The 13,790-nt window shown below is 69.4% G+C and carries 13 protein-coding genes; 3 read left to right on the forward strand and 10 right to left on the reverse strand.

Annotated features, from left to right (window positions below; genetic code table 11):
* Positions 1-140: 140 nt before the first annotated feature.
* The 3 genes from ACWDTI_RS05845 to lspA are packed head-to-tail and all read right to left on the reverse strand — an operon-like array spanning position 141 to position 2,884.
* Positions 141-1,361, reverse strand: coding sequence for a protein kinase domain-containing protein (locus ACWDTI_RS05845; RefSeq protein ID WP_449737102.1), 1,221 nt, complete (start codon positions 1,359-1,361; stop codon positions 141-143).
* Positions 1,362-1,380: 19 nt separating this feature from the next.
* Positions 1,381-2,307 carry an RluA family pseudouridine synthase gene (locus ACWDTI_RS05850; RefSeq protein ID WP_449737103.1) on the reverse strand — a complete coding sequence of 309 codons (927 nt, stop codon included), beginning with the start codon at positions 2,305-2,307 and terminating at the stop codon, positions 1,381-1,383.
* The gene (lspA, locus tag ACWDTI_RS05855) at positions 2,300-2,884 is read right to left on the reverse strand and encodes a signal peptidase II (protein ID WP_449737104.1); all 585 of its coding nucleotides are present in this window, start codon (positions 2,882-2,884) and stop codon (positions 2,300-2,302) included. Before lspA ends, ACWDTI_RS05850 begins: the two co-directional genes overlap by 8 nt.
* Before the next feature lie 54 nt (positions 2,885-2,938).
* On the opposite strand from lspA, the gene ACWDTI_RS05860 reads away from it, so the two are divergent.
* Positions 2,939-3,865, forward strand: a complete 927-nt coding sequence (locus ACWDTI_RS05860) for a hypothetical protein (protein ID WP_449737105.1) — start codon at positions 2,939-2,941, stop codon at positions 3,863-3,865.
* 14 nt (positions 3,866-3,879) lie between these two features.
* Here the strand turns inward: ACWDTI_RS05860 and ACWDTI_RS05865 are convergent, their stop codons facing one another.
* Positions 3,880-4,422, reverse strand: coding sequence for a hypothetical protein (locus ACWDTI_RS05865; protein WP_449737106.1), 543 nt, complete (start codon positions 4,420-4,422; stop codon positions 3,880-3,882).
* A 214-nt stretch (positions 4,423-4,636) separates the two neighbouring features.
* Between ACWDTI_RS05865 and ACWDTI_RS05870 the strand changes: the two genes are divergently transcribed.
* On the forward strand, positions 4,637-5,572 hold the full coding sequence (locus ACWDTI_RS05870) for an asparaginase (RefSeq protein WP_449737107.1): 936 nt from the start codon (positions 4,637-4,639) through the stop codon (positions 5,570-5,572).
* An 8-nt stretch (positions 5,573-5,580) separates the two neighbouring features.
* On the opposite strand, the gene ACWDTI_RS05875 is transcribed toward ACWDTI_RS05870, so the two are convergent.
* The gene (locus tag ACWDTI_RS05875; RefSeq protein ID WP_449737410.1) at positions 5,581-6,963 is read right to left on the reverse strand and encodes a DNA polymerase IV; all 1,383 of its coding nucleotides are present in this window, start codon (positions 6,961-6,963) and stop codon (positions 5,581-5,583) included.
* Positions 6,964-7,068: 105 nt separating this feature from the next.
* Complete coding sequence (locus ACWDTI_RS05880; RefSeq protein WP_449737108.1) at positions 7,069-7,521, reverse strand: nitroreductase/quinone reductase family protein; 453 nt, start codon at positions 7,519-7,521, stop codon at positions 7,069-7,071.
* Positions 7,522-7,644: 123 nt separating this feature from the next.
* Here ACWDTI_RS05880 and ACWDTI_RS05885 point away from each other — a divergent pair, with 123 nt between their 5' ends.
* The gene (locus ACWDTI_RS05885; RefSeq protein ID WP_449737109.1) at positions 7,645-8,340 is read left to right on the forward strand and encodes a TetR/AcrR family transcriptional regulator; all 696 of its coding nucleotides are present in this window, start codon (positions 7,645-7,647) and stop codon (positions 8,338-8,340) included.
* A 3-nt stretch (positions 8,341-8,343) separates the two neighbouring features.
* Here ACWDTI_RS05885 and ACWDTI_RS05890 read toward each other — a convergent pair whose 3' ends face one another.
* From ACWDTI_RS05890 to ACWDTI_RS05905, 4 genes are read right to left on the reverse strand one after another with little or no spacing between them, the layout of a single operon-like run.
* A complete protein-coding gene (locus ACWDTI_RS05890; protein ID WP_449737110.1) occupies positions 8,344-9,024 on the reverse strand; it encodes an esterase/lipase family protein in 681 nt (226 codons plus the stop codon).
* A complete protein-coding gene (locus ACWDTI_RS05895) occupies positions 9,021-10,607 on the reverse strand; it encodes a wax ester/triacylglycerol synthase family O-acyltransferase (RefSeq protein ID WP_449737111.1) in 1,587 nt (528 codons plus the stop codon). Before ACWDTI_RS05895 ends, ACWDTI_RS05890 begins: the two co-directional genes overlap by 4 nt.
* Before the next feature lie 42 nt (positions 10,608-10,649).
* A complete protein-coding gene (locus tag ACWDTI_RS05900; RefSeq protein WP_449737112.1) occupies positions 10,650-12,173 on the reverse strand; it encodes an acyl-CoA synthetase in 1,524 nt (507 codons plus the stop codon).
* Positions 12,174-12,219: 46 nt separating this feature from the next.
* Positions 12,220-13,605 carry an MFS transporter gene (locus ACWDTI_RS05905; protein WP_449737113.1) on the reverse strand — a complete coding sequence of 462 codons (1,386 nt, stop codon included), beginning with the start codon at positions 13,603-13,605 and terminating at the stop codon, positions 12,220-12,222.
* Positions 13,606-13,790 lie beyond the last annotated feature (185 nt).

Here is a 13,790-nt window from a genome sequence, read left to right on the forward strand (position 1 = left end):
ACTGTATGTCGGCGCACCGACAGGCTCTGGCACCCACACGCCGCGTGTGACAGATGAGGCGTACGCACCCGGCGTGTCCCGGGGGGTGTCCCGCGTGTCGTCGTCCGTCGGCCGTCGGCGACCCGCGTCGACCCGCGGACTCAGCTCAGGTTGGACACGATCAGCACCAGGATGATGACGGCGACGACGACGAGCGCCATCAGCGCGGCGATCGGTCCGGCATAGGACGTGCCGCCCTCGGACGGCTGGGGTCGGTTCGTCTGGGGTCGGTTCGGCTGGGGTCGGTTCGGCTGCGATCGGTTCGTCTGCGGTCCGGACCCGTGCGGACCGGTCGTCTGAGAACCGGACCCGGGGCCCGGGGCGGGGCCGCGATGCGTTGCGGGCAGGGGTCGGGCCATGGGGTGGTGGACGGGTTGCGCCGGGTGACGCGCTCCCCCGGCCGGCACGACGTGCGGCCCCGACCGCCCGCCCGGCACGCCACCACCCGGCGAGCCGGTGCGGACGGCCATGGTGAGGGCGTCGGCGAACTCCCGACAGGAGCCGAACCGGTCGGCCGGCGACTTGGCCATGGCCTTGTCGATGACGGCGTCGACGGCCGGCGACAGCCCGGCCACCAGGGTGGAAACCCGCGGCGGTGGCTGGGTCAGGTGGGCGCGGATGATCGCCGACGCCGATCGCCCGCCGAACGGCACCTGTCCGGTCAGCAGGTGAAAGGCCGTCGCGGCCAGGGAGTACTGGTCGGTGCGACCGTCGAGCGCCGCACCGTCGAGCTGTTCGGGCGACGCGTAGTTCAGGGTCGCGAGGACGGTTCCGGCGATCGTCAGGTTGTCGACCTCGTCGGCGGGTTTGGCGACGCCGAAGTCGGTGAGCAGCACCCGTTGCTCGTCGAAGGTCGCGTCGTCGTCGATCCGGGACAGCAGGATGTTGGCCGGTTTGATGTCCCGGTGCAGCAGGCCTCGACGGTTGGCGTGGTCGACGCCTTTGGCTGTCTCGGAGATGATCCGCGCGACCCGTGAGGGGTCCATGCCGCGGCCCGTCGCGGCGATCTCGGCCGCACAGTCGCTACCGGGCACGTACTGCATCGCGATCCAGAGCAGTCCGTCGGCATCGTCGGCGGATTCGGCCCGGCCGCGGTTGTAGATGTGGACGATGTTCGGGTGGTCGAGGGTGGCCGCCACCTCGGCCTCGCGGAGGAACCGGCGACGGAACTGTTCGTCGCCGGAGGACGACGATGTCAGCACCTTGAGTGCGTCCGCGCGCGGGAGTTCCGGATGCCGGGCCAGATACACCTCGCCCATGCCCCCGGTGCCCAGCAGTCGCTCGATGCGGTACCCGGCGACGAACGAACCCGGTTTGAGCACTGTGCACCTCCCTTACGCGTCAGACGTCGCGCAAAATGTCCAGGGCGCGTTGCAGATCGGCGGGATAGTCGCTGGTGAAGGTGACCTGCCGGCCGTCGGCGGGGTGGGCGAAGGACAGCGATCGGGCGTGCAGCCATTGCCGGTCGAGGTGCAGGCGATCGGCGAGGACCGGGTCCGCCCCATAGGTGAGATCGCCGCAGCACGGGTGGTGCAGGGCGGCGAAGTGCACGCGGATCTGGTGGGTGCGGCCGGTTTCCAGGTGGATGTCGAGCAGCGATGCGGACGCGAACATCTCGAGGGTGTCGTAGTGGGTGACGCTCGGTTTGCCCTTGGCGGTCACCGCGAAGCGCCAGTCGCTGCCGGGATGCCGGCCGATGGGCGCGTCGATGGTGCCGGACGGCGGGTCGAGATGCCCCTGCACCAGCGCGTGGTACACCTTGTCGACCTCGCGATCGCGGAATGCCCGTTTGAGCAGGGAGTAGGCGTTCTCCGAGACCGCGACCACCATGACGCCGGAGGTGCCGACGTCCAGTCGCGAGACGATGCCCTGGCGCTCGGATGCGCCGGAGGTGGAGATGCGGTAGCCGGCGGCGGCGAGCGCGCCCACCACGGTCGGACCCGTCCAGCCCTGCGACGGATGTGCGGCCACGCCGATCGGCTTGTCGACGACGATGATGTCGGAGTCGTGATAGATGATCTCGAGTCCCTCGACCGGGGTCGGCTCCACCGTCAGCGGTTCGTCGGGTTCGGGCAGTGTCACGTCGAGCCAGGCGCCCGCGGTCAGTTTGTGCGACTTGCCCACCGCGACACCGTCGACGGTGACGTCGCCGTCCTCGGCGAGCGCGGCGGCCACCGTGCGGGACAGGCCGAGGATGCGGGCGACACCGGCGTCGAGCCGCATGCCGGCGACACCGTCGGGCACCGGCATGGCCCGCGACTCACGCATCCGTGTCCTCCGCCCCGGCCGGCGTCTCGGTGTCCGCGGCACCGGACCGCCGTGCGGCCCACCCGGTTCGCGAGCCGTCGTACTCGAAGCCCAGCAGCGACAGGGTGACCAGCAGCACCGCACCGCACACCACCGCCGAGTCGGCGACGTTGAACACCGGCCACCAGCCGACGGAGACGAAGTCGACGACGTGGCCACGCAGCGGTCCGGGGGCGCGGAAGAGTCGATCGATCAGGTTGCCGCAGGCGCCACCGAGGACCAGTCCGAGCCCGACGATCCACCACATGGACTTCAGCCGGCTGCTGTAGCGGAAGATGCCGATCACCACGATCAGTGCGATCACGGTCAGCACCCACGTGTAGCCGGATGCCATGGAGAACGCCGCGCCGCTGTTGCGGATCAGCCGCAGGGTGACCGCATCGCCGATGATGTGTACGGGCTCGGCGGGGTCGAGGTAGGCGACAGCGAGCGTCTTGGTCAACACGTCGAGGCCGACGACGCAGGCCGCGATGATCGGCAGCACCCAGACGACTCGCCGGCCGCGCGGGGGCGCCTCGGTCGCCCTATGGCCGGTCATGACTCCATCATCCACCCCATCATCATCCATGAGCGCTGCAATACGCTGGCTGCCGTGTACCCCCGCGCACTGTCCCTCGCCGCGGCGACGGCCCTGCTGATCGGTCTCGCCGGGTGCGGTTCGGAGACCACCGACACCGGTTCGGCGTCCTCGTCGGCCGTGCCCACCGGCTGCACCGACGACACGACCTCGGGTGTCGAAGGGGAGAATCTGCTGCCCATCCCGCCCGCGAAGGTCACCGTGCTCGACGCCGGTCAGGGTGCGCGACGGGTGGCCGCCGCCGCGCCGAACCGGACGTCGCCGCAGTCGGTCACCCTCGTCACCACGTCGTCGGTGGCGTCGTCGACCCAGCGGGACACCCAGACCGTCGAGATGCCGATGCGCGCGCTGTTCTCCTGTACCGACTCCACCGACCTGGAGATGACGCTCGGCGCCGTCACCTCACCCGACCCGGTCCTCGCCGAACAACTCCGGCCGGAGGCCGGATCGCGTGCCGGCCTGGCCATCGGGCCCGGCGCGATGCCCATCTCGCTGCGGCTGCAGCCCGCCGAGCAGGCGGGCCCGGAGGCCCGATCGGCGGTCGAACAGTCGCTGGTCCAGGCGTTGCAGTTGTCGGTGCCGCTGCCGACCGAGCCGATCGCACCCGGTGCACGGTGGCGGGTGGAACGGACGCTCAACGCGGCCGCCACCGTCACCCAGCACATCGACGCGACCCTGCGGTCGTGGACCGGTGACCGGCTGATCATCGACGTCACCGTCGACCAGACTCCCGTGAACTCGGTGTTCGCCATCCCGGGATCGGCCGACCGGCTCACCATCAGCCGCTACTCGGACACGGGCACCGGCCAGGTCACCGCCGATCTGGGGCGGGGACTGCCGGTCGCCGGGACGATCACCATGTCGGGGGCCCGAGAACTCGTCGGCGCCGACCCGGCGCGGCCATTGCTACAGCAGACCGGGTTGTCGGTGCAGTGGCGCTGACCGGGGGCGTTCGGTCAGCCGGCAGCCTTCGTCGTCGTTGAGGTCGACGCGCACATCGGGGTGGTCACGTTGTTCGCGGTGATCAGCGGGCAGACGGTGTCCTTGGCCAGCTTCCAGCGTCCGGCGCTGTAGACGATGCCGGCGTCGAGCTTGGTCGGCGGGTTGTCACCGATCTTGACCTGGACCTTGACCGTGGCCTTGTTGGGGCCGGCCGGGATGACGGGCGGGTAGATCTGGTAGGTGACGTCAGGATTGTCCTTCTTCGCCTGTACCAGCTTGTCGAAGACGTCGGGATCGGCCTCGGAACCCTCGACCAGCTCGGTCTTCTGCGAGTTCGGAACGTTGGCGTCCAGCGCCTGGTTCAGCATCTGGTTGAGTGTCGCCACCGATGGCCGCGTGTTGGGATCGGTCACATCGCCGGACGCCCCGGACGCCGCCGACGTGGTCGCGGACACCGTCGGCACCGACGGCACGTCGCTGTCGTCACTTCCGCAGGCCGCCACCGATGTAATCGACGCCGCGATCAGCGCGGCGGTCACGATCTTCGGAAACTTCACCGATCTCCCTCACTGTTGTTCATCCGGCGACCGACAGCGTCGGTCGCCCGGGCTTGTCGCCGGCCGATCCCACGGGGTCTGTCCCCACCTGGTCGCCAGAGCTCACACCACTATGCCAAATGCATCCGACGGTCCCAACACAGCGCGCCGGGGTCGTCGGATGCCGGTGTCGCAACGGTTGACGCCTGCAGCGGGTTCCCCAACGCTGGACGGCATGGCGCCCACCCGCATCGTCCTGATCACCACCGGCGGCACCGTCGCGTCCCGCTCGTCCGCCGACGGCGCGGTGCCCGTCCTGTCCGCCGACGACCTGCTGCCCAGCTCGGCGGCGGAGACCGAGATCCGCACGGTCGACCTGATGTCGGTGGACAGCTCGGCGCTGACACCGGCCCAGCAATTCGACATCGTGACGGCGATCACCGACGCCCTCACCGATCCGCGGATCGACGGCGTGGTGGTCACCCACGGCACCGACACGATGGAGGAGACGTCGTACCTGGCCGACCTCGCGATCACCGGCGACCGGCCGGTCGTGTTCACCGGCGCACAGTATCCGTCGGACTCACCGCGGTCGGACGGGCCCGACAACATCGCCGCCGCGGTGCGGGCCGTCACCGACCCGGCGAACCGCGGCCGGGGTGTGCTGGTGGCGCTCGGCGGACGGATCCGGTCGGCGCGGGGCGTCTTCAAGGTGTCCACGACCGACCTCGTCGCCTTCGACGCGGTGCACGACGCCCTGCCGCGCCGCTCGGTGCCCGGCAGGTTCGGCCCCGGGCACCCCGCCCGCGTCGACCTGATCAGCCTGTATCCGGGGGTGTCACCGGGGATCATCGCGGCCGCCGTCGATCAGCGCGCCGCGGGCATCGTGCTGGCCGGCACCGGATCGGGCAACACCCACCCCGACATCGCCGCCGAGGTGCTCGCCGCGACCCGCGCCGGCGTCATCGTGGTGGCCACCACCCGCGTGCCCTACGGCGAGGTGATCCCCACCTACGGGGGCGGCGGCGGAGCCGTCGACCTCGAACGCGCCGGGGCGATCGTCTCCCGGTGGTTGCGCGGGCCGCAGGCCCGGATCGCGGTGATCGCGCTGCTCTCCGCCGGGGCCGACGTCGCGCAGATCCGGGCGTTCTTCGCCGCCACCGGCCCCTGAGCGCCGGTTCAGAGCGGGTCCGGTCGCGGCCAGGCGAGGCTGTCTATGGGGTCGGCGCGCCGCAGATCCGGATCGTCGACGTCGAACGTGACGGCACGGCCCGGTCCGGTGGCGCGGGTCTCGAACCGCACCGTCACCACTCCGTGTCCACTCCCCTGCACCCAGCCGTGTCCGTGGTCCGGATGGGCGACGTCGGTACCCGTCGGCCAGACGGGGGTGTCGTCGCCGGCCGTCGGCGGTTCCGCCGTCGGCTCGAGGTGGTCGTCGGCCGCTCCGGCGGCGACGAAGGCCGCCTCGACGTCGTCGGGCTGCGCTTCGTCGGCAGGCGGACCGAGCGCGTCGTCGAGCTCACCGAAGAGTGAGAACTGTTGCACCGCAGTCAAACCCGAGTATCCGACGCCGACGAGCCGGATCGGCCCGATGCTGCGCGGATCGAGTGCGAGGCGTTGTGCGGCGGCGGTCAGCGTGGACAGTTCGGTGGTGGCGGCCGGCAGCGTGAACGATCGGGTCAGCACCGACATGTCGGATCGTCTGAGCTTGAGGACGACGGTGCGCGCACCGCGGCCGTCACCGAGCAGGCGGCGGTGTGCACCGTCGGCGGCCGCGTCGATCGCGGGCCGCAGTTCGGCGAGGTCGACGAGGTCGCGCGGGAAGGTCGATTCGGCGCTGATCTGTTTGGCCGAGGCGCGCTCCGCGACGGGCCGGTCGTCGATCCCCTTCGCCAGGCGGTGCAGCGCCGGGCCGAGGGTGACACCGAGCACCGAGGCGACCTCGACATCGGACATGGCGGCGAAGTCGCCGATGGTGTCGATGCCGAGACGGGCGAGCTTGTCACCGGACACCGGGCCGATGCCCCACAGTTTGCGGACCGGCAGGCCGTGCAGGAACGACAACTCGTGACTCGGCGGAATCGCCATCACCCCATCGGGTTTCGCGAGTCCGGAGGCGATCTTGGCGATCTGCTTGCCGCTGCCCAGCCCGACCGACGCGGCGATCCCCACGGTACTGCGGATCTGCGCGCGCAGCCGTTCGGCGAAGGCGGTGACCTCGTCGACGGTGGCGCCGGCCAGCTCCGCCGGTTCACCGAAGGCCTCGTCGAAGGACAGCATCTCGATGACCGGGACGGCGTCCCGGACCAGCGCGAAGATGCGTGCGCTGACGGTGCGGTAGACGGTCCCGCGGGGCGGCAGCACCACGACCCCGGGTCCGACCAGGCGTCGGGCCTGATGCATCGGCATCGCCGAACGGGCACCGTACACACGTGCGGCGTAGCTGGCGCCCGCGACCACCCCGCGCCCGCCGGCGCCGCCGACGAGGACCGGGCGCCCGGCCAGGGTGGGCCTCGTCAACTGTTCGACGGAGGCGAAGAAGGCGTCCATGTCGAGGTGCATGACCCATCGGCCGCTGCGTTCGTCGCCCGACCACGGCGTGCCGTCGCGGGGATTCCCGGCCGGGGTTCCGAGATCGGATGACACATCTGGGAGCCTACTGTCGATTCACGACACCACTTCGAACACCGGCAGCGAGGCGGCGTGCGCGGCCAGTGCCGCGTCGTCGGCGTCGGTGGCCAGGCCCTCGGGCAGGAAGCGCCCGACCTCCCATCCCCACTTCTTCAGGTAGGTCCGCAGGATCGGAACCCGCTGGTCTGCAGGAACTTCCACCAATCGCACCGAGCGGTTGCGACGGCCGCGCCGCAGTTCACCGCGCCCGGCGACGCGCGCGTTGCGCACCCACTGCGTGTTCCCACGGGGCGCGACGAGGTATTCGCGGCCGTCGAGGGTCAGCGGATTGACCGGGGTCCGCTGGGGGCTGCCGGACGTCCGGCCGACGACGGTGAGGGTCTGTGCGCCGGCGAGGTTGACCCCGTGATCGGCGAGCCAGCGGACGGCGGAGTTGAAGAAGCGGTCGGAGCGATTGGTGGCCGGGCGGTGATGCGTGGCGGCGGTCATGGCGGGCCTTTCGGAGCGGTTCGATGTCGGGAGCTTTCGAGAGCGCTGCTCTCGTTATTGAGTGTGCGCCCTCGATCCGAATAAATCAAGAGCACTGCTCTCGATTTGTGTCAGGATGGGCTCATGACACCGAAGGGCACACGGGCGGAGAACCGCGCCGCGATGGAATCCGAGATCCGGCGACTCGGGCGGCAGCACCTGAGCACGCATGGGGCGGCCGGGTTGTCGCTGCGGGCCATCGCCCGGGATCTGGGCGTCGTGTCGTCGGCGGTCTACCGCTATGTGCCGAGCCGCGACGATCTGCTCACCGCGCTGCTCGTCGAGGGCTATACGGACCTGGCCGACGCGGTCGACGCCGCGGTGGCGAAAGCCCCGGCCACAGACCACCGCGCGCGACTGCTGGCCGCGGCCGAGGCGATGCGGGCGTGGGCCGTGGCCGATCCCGCACGGTGGGCGCTGCTCTACGGCAGTCCGGTGCCCGGCTACTCCGCGCCACCGGAGGTGACGGTGGCACCGGGCACCCGGGTCGTCGGCACGCTGATCGGCGAGCTGACCGCCGCACACGGCGCGGGGACGCTGCAGACCGTGTCGAAAGCCTTGCCGGCCACCGTGATCGGTGATCTCGACACGATCCGGACGGAGTTCGGGAGCGACCTGCCCGACGGTATGATGCTGGCGGGAACCACGATGTGGGCCACCATGATCGGCGCCACCAGCCTCGAGGTGTTCGGTCAGTACGGCCCGGACACCTTCACCGATCCGGCCGCCCTCTATCACGCGCAGATCGACGCGATGTTGGGCCTGGTGTTCGCGGACTGAGTCTCAGACGAGCGAGTGCCGCCAGGTGAACGGCCGCCGGTCCTCGACGGGCTGCGCGAGCCGGTCGGCGACCACCCACCAGGCCGCCGCATTGGACGCCATGCCCAGGTGCGACGACAGGATCTCGACGCTGTCGGCCCCCGACCCGGCCGGCGGCAGACAGTCGGTGGGCGGGAAGATGTGGTCGAACCGGGACCAGACCGCGGTCGCCGGCACCGGCAACGTCTCTCGCGCCTGCTGGTGGTCGTCGGAGTACCAGCGGGAAGTCAGCGGAGTGCCGAGGGTGATCACCTGTCGCACGAGGTCCGGCCGGTCGAACGCCACCTCGCGCACCGCGCACCCGCCGACGCTCCACGCGACCACGCTGACCGGGCCTCGATGTTCGGCGGCCAGTTCGTCCAGCCGCGAGATGAGCCGTGGCCGAACCCAATTCGGTCCGCCCTTCATCGCCCACCGCTGCGGGCCGTAGACCGGATAGCCGAGTGCGCGCAGGTAGGTCCGCAGGGCCAGTGCCCACGTCGGGCCGCCGCCGAGGCCGGGCACGACCAGCACCGGGTGCCGTGGTCCGCGGCGCGGCAACGTCACCAGCGCCGGCAGACTCGCGGTGACCAGCCCGATCTCGGCCATCGCGCGTGGCGGCTCGACGAGCCCCCACGTCGCGCGGCGCAGCCAGCGGTCACTCACCGCGCCACCGAAACCTTCTCGGCAGCAGATGCTTTCGTACCCTCGGTGCTCGGTGTCGGCGTGAGTTCGACGACGGCGCCGGCCTCCTGCGCATCGACGGCGGCTTCGAGTTCTTCCAGCGCGTCGTTCATGTAGCCCACCAGCGGCCACAGGTCCCCGACGAGTTCCGGTGCGCCGATGAAGCCGAAGCAGATCTTGTCGACGTAGCTCTGCAGGGTGATGTTCAGTCCGCCACCGATCGACAGGAACGACGCGGGCCAGTAGCCGAGCACCTTGACGCCGTTCATCGTCGCGGGCTTCGAGGGCCCCCGCACGTTGGACACGACGATGTTCCAGGGTGCGCGGGAGTACTTCTCCGGCAAGCGGATCCACAGCTTCGTCATCCAGGAGAACAAGTCCTTGGGCAGGAAGTTGCTGGCCTCGCGGATCAGGTGGGTGGGCAGGCCGTCGAACGAGTTCTTCGCCTTGGTCAGATCCGTGGTCACCACCCGGACCCGTTCGATCGGGTCTTCGATCTGGGTCGGGAAGTCGCTGAACATCATGTGCACGTGATTGGCCCAGGGCACCTCGATGTTCTCGTGCCGCAACGACACCGGCACGCAGACGCACAACGGCTCGTCCGGTGTCCCACCGTGCTCCTCCAGGTAGCGGCGGACGGCACCGGCGCAGAGGGCGACGACGGTGTTGTTGAGCGTGGCGTCCATCCGCTTGCCGACCTTCTTGACGCGGGCCAACTCCATCTCGGAGAACACGAAGTGCCGGGAACTCGAAGCGCGGGAATTGAATTCGGTGCGCGGCGGGAACCAGGTCTGCAGGTACGGCTGGATCTCATCGGCGCCGCGACGACGCCGGAAGAAGTTGACCGCCCCGGCGCCGACGCGTCCGGGCGCTCCCGGCAGCACCTTGGTGACCAGGCCGGGCACGGTGGTCAGGCCGTCCTCCGGGTAACGCTGGACCACCCACTTGCCGAACCGGTAGGTCAGCCGGGTCATGGTCAGCGGCCGCTTGAGGGTGCCGGCCACCGCACGCACCGCCATCTCGGCGTCCCCGAAGAACGGTTCGGGCAGCGGGGCCTTGCCGGTGGTGTCGGCCTCCATGGGTTCGGTCGGCTCGTCGGAGAACAGGTCCCAGATACGTGGCATCGTGGAGCCGTCGACCATGCCGTGGTGGATCCGCAGCAGCATCGCGATGCTGCCGTCGGCCAGGCCCTTGATGATCCACAGATCCCAGAGCGGACGGTCGTCGCGCAGCGGGTATCCCATGATGCGCGAGACCTCCTCGGCCAAGGCCTGCTCGTCGCCGGGTGCGGGGAGTTCGATGGTCCGCAGGTGATCATCGAGGTCGATGCGGCCGGGGTCGGCGAGGTAGCCGTAGTCCAGACCGAGCGGCACGTTGCGGACCACCTTGGTCATCGGCGGGATGAACGGCAGACGTTCGGCGAGGCGCTTACGCATGAACGCTTCGTCGGGGCCCGTTTGGCCGTCGGCGAGGGGTTCGAAGCGGACCAGGCCGCCGAGGACGGCGTTGGTGGTCTGGCTGTCGAGGGAGAAGAACATCTGGTCGAGACCGGTGAGTTGTTGCATCGTATTTCCTTGTTGCTGATCAGGGTTGAGGAGGATCTGGGATTACTTGGTGAGGATCGATTCGATGAGCCGGAACTTCTGCACCTTCCCGGCTCCGTTACGGGGCAGTTCGTCGGACAGGATCAGGCGGGTGGGCAGCTTGTAGCGGGCCAGCGACTCGGCGCAGTGGTCGCGCAGTTGCTCGAGGGTGAGGTCGGTGTCGGGGCGCAGGACGACGACCGCGGTGACCGCCTCGCCCCATTTCTCGTCGGGCACCCCGATAACGGCGACATCGGCGACCGCCGGATGGGTGAAGACGGCGTTCTCCACCTCGGCCGGGGACACGTTCTCGCCGCCGGTGATGACCATGTCCTTGACGCGGTCGACGATGACGTAGAAGCCCTCGGCGTCGCGGACCCCGACGTCGCCGGTGTGGAACCAGCCGTCGACGTCGTGCGCTGCGGCGGTGGCGTCGGGACGGTTCCAGTAGCCCGGCGAGATGTTGGGGCCGCGCAGGCAGACCTCTCCGCGCACACCGGATTCGGTGATCACGGTGCCGTCGTCGGTGCGCAGTTGCGCCTCGACGAACAGAGCCGGCCGGCCAGCCGAACCGATGCGGGACAGCGCGTGTTCGGCGGTGAGGAAGATCCCCGACGGGGCGGTCTCGGTGAGTCCGTAACCCTGCAGCACGCCGATGCCGCGGTCGGCGAAGCGGTGCAGCAGTGCCTCGGGCACGGGCGCCCCGCCGCAGATGACGACGCGCAGCGACGAGAGGTCACGCACCGCGAAATCCCCTCGCTCGCAGAGCGAGTTGAGCATTGCGGGCACCACGAACATCGTGCTGATGGCCGAGCGTTCGATCTCGTCGAGCACCGCCGCCGGGTCGAACGATCGGTGGATGCGCACCTCCCCGCCCTTGAGCAGGGTGGTGAAGACGGTGACGTTGAGGCCGGCGATGTGGAACATCGGCGCGACGACGAGCGTCACGTCGTCTTCCCGGACGTCGTAGAGATGTTCGAGATTGATGTTGTTCCAGAACAGGTTTCCGTTGGTGAGGATGACGCCCTTGGGGTGCCCGGTGGTGCCGGAGGTGTACATCAGGATGGCCGGGTCGTCCTCCTCGGCGATGCGTGCCGGGGCCGGATCGGCCCGCAGCAACTCGCCCATCGGCGTCCAACCGGTGGCGGCGGTGGCCGCGACGCCGACCCGGACGGCCGGAGTGGCGGGTACGTCGTCGAGGACCTGTTGGTGCGCGACGTCGGCGACGATCGCCGCGGGCTCGGAGTCGGCGAGGATGAAGTCGATCTCCGGTGCGGCGAGCCGGAAGTTGAGCGGCAGGAAGATGGCGCCCAGCCTGTTGGCGGCGAGGAAGGTCTCGATCAACGCCGGTTGATTGACGCCGAGAAAGGCCACCCTGTCCCCCGCCCCGACGCCGGCCGCGGCGAGGCCACCGGCCAGATGCTCGACGCGGTCGAGCAGCGCGGCGTAGGTGAGCGTGACACCTTCGAAGGTGAGGGCATGGCGGTGCGGTGACCGGACGGCACGCGCGGCGAACCAGGCGTTGACACTGACGTCGGGGCGGGACATGGTGGGCTCCTTGTCTTTTCGATCAGTTTGTTTTGCGGCAGGGACGTCAGGCGGACTCGACGCGGGGCTTGGCGGTGTCGGCGTCGAGTTCCAGACCGACCCGACTCTCGAGTTCCATGGCGTCGAGGGAGTTGTCACCGCGATAGGTGCGATGCAGGGCGATCACGGCGACGCCGGCGACGGCGAGCACGACCGCGTAGACGATGTAGACATCGGGCGGGGTCAGGCCGTGGGAGAGCATGAACGCGGCGATGTTCGGTGCCAGGAAGGCGATCACGCGGCCGAAGCCCATCATCAGACCGACCGCCGAGGCACGGATGGCCGTCGGGTAGACCGGCGGGCTGATCGCGTAGTAGGCGGCCACGCCGCCGTTGGCGGCGAGGCCGACGAGCACGGCGAGCACCAGGACCAGTCCGGTGTGATGGAAGCTGGTGCCGAACAGGAAGAACGCGGCGGTGCCGATGAACATCACCAGGGCGGTGACGATGCGCGGATGCAGTCGCAGGGAGAACACGGCGAACAGCAGCGCGCCGGCCACGCCACCCGCCGCCACCAGGGCCTGCGCGGTGATGCCGATGGTGTCATCACCGGTGGATGCGGCGACCAGCTTGGCGGTGAAGCTGTTGGCGAAGTAGAACGCGGCGATCAGCAGGGCGTACGAGATGAACAGCAGCAGCGTGCGCTTGAGCATGACACCGCGCCACATGTCCTTGCCGATGGACGGCTTGATGATGTGCGAGGTGGGTTCGGGCAGTTCATGTCCGCTCCCGAGGCCGAGCCGGGCACCGATGCGGTTGTAGGTCGCGGTGGCGTTGCGGGGCCGCTTCTCGACGAGGTAGCTCACCGATTCGGGCAGGGTGAAGTAGGCGACGACGGCGAGCAGCGCGGTGACTGTCGCGGAGAACAGGAACGGTCCGTGCCAGCCGAAGTGGTGGATCAGCCAGATCGAGAGGAATCCGCCCATGGCCGCGCCGAGCGGGAAGCCGATGCCGTAGATGCCCATCACGGTGCCGCGCTTGGCATCCGACGCGTATTCGGAGACCAGCACGTTGATGCTCGGCACGATGCCGCCGAGGAACATGCCGGCCAGGAACCGGAACAGCAGGAAGAGGGTGAAGGTCGGCGCGAGTCCGGAGGCCACCATGCCGACCACGATCAGCACCAGTGACACCAGGATGTGTCGCCGGCGGCCGAAGCGGTCGCCCATCGGGCCGAAGAGCACCGCGCCGATGCCCATGCCGAGGGTGCCGATGGAGGCGACCAATCCCGCCTGCGACAGGGAGAGTCCCCACTCCTTGGTGAGCGCGGGGAGGGTGAACGAGGTGACGAGGATCTCGTAACCGTCGATGACGGTCAGCATGATGCAGATCCCCACCACCGACCATTGGAACCTCGTCATGGGGTTCTGGCGGATGGCGTCCCGGAGTTCCATGAGTTTGCCCTGCTTTCTTGTTCGTCGCACCGACGTGCGGACTTCAGATCCGTGATGTCACCGCTTCCTTCGAGCGGCTATGAGTTGCAACACTAGATTGTCCAATCTTTGACAGTCAATAATTTGACAAGTTCTGTGGAGCAGGTCACCATGGATGAGTGCAGATGACGCATCGGCGGATCTTC

The sequence above is a fragment of the Gordonia sp. NPDC003424 genome, from assembly GCF_053588655.1.

Excerpts from the sequence above, each read along its gene's own strand:
- ACWDTI_RS05850 (WP_449737103.1), bottom strand. The coding sequence starts at position 2,307 with ATGCGTGAGTCGCGGGCCATGCCGGTGCCCGACGGTGTCGCCGGCATG.
- lspA (WP_449737104.1), bottom strand. The coding sequence starts at position 2,884 with ATGACCGGCCATAGGGCGACCGAGGCGCCCCCGCGCGGCCGGCGAGTC.
- ACWDTI_RS05870 (WP_449737107.1), top strand. The coding sequence starts at position 4,637 with ATGGCGCCCACCCGCATCGTCCTGATCACCACCGGCGGCACCGTCGCG.
- ACWDTI_RS05875 (WP_449737410.1), bottom strand. The coding sequence starts at position 6,963 with ATGCACCTCGACATGGACGCCTTCTTCGCCTCCGTCGAACAGTTGACG.
- ACWDTI_RS05880 (WP_449737108.1), bottom strand. The coding sequence starts at position 7,521 with ATGACCGCCGCCACGCATCACCGCCCGGCCACCAATCGCTCCGACCGC.
- ACWDTI_RS05885 (WP_449737109.1), top strand. The coding sequence starts at position 7,645 with ATGACACCGAAGGGCACACGGGCGGAGAACCGCGCCGCGATGGAATCC.
- ACWDTI_RS05895 (WP_449737111.1), bottom strand. The coding sequence starts at position 10,607 with ATGCAACAACTCACCGGTCTCGACCAGATGTTCTTCTCCCTCGACAGC.
- ACWDTI_RS05900 (WP_449737112.1), bottom strand. The coding sequence starts at position 12,173 with ATGTCCCGCCCCGACGTCAGTGTCAACGCCTGGTTCGCCGCGCGTGCC.
- ACWDTI_RS05905 (WP_449737113.1), bottom strand. The coding sequence starts at position 13,605 with ATGGAACTCCGGGACGCCATCCGCCAGAACCCCATGACGAGGTTCCAA.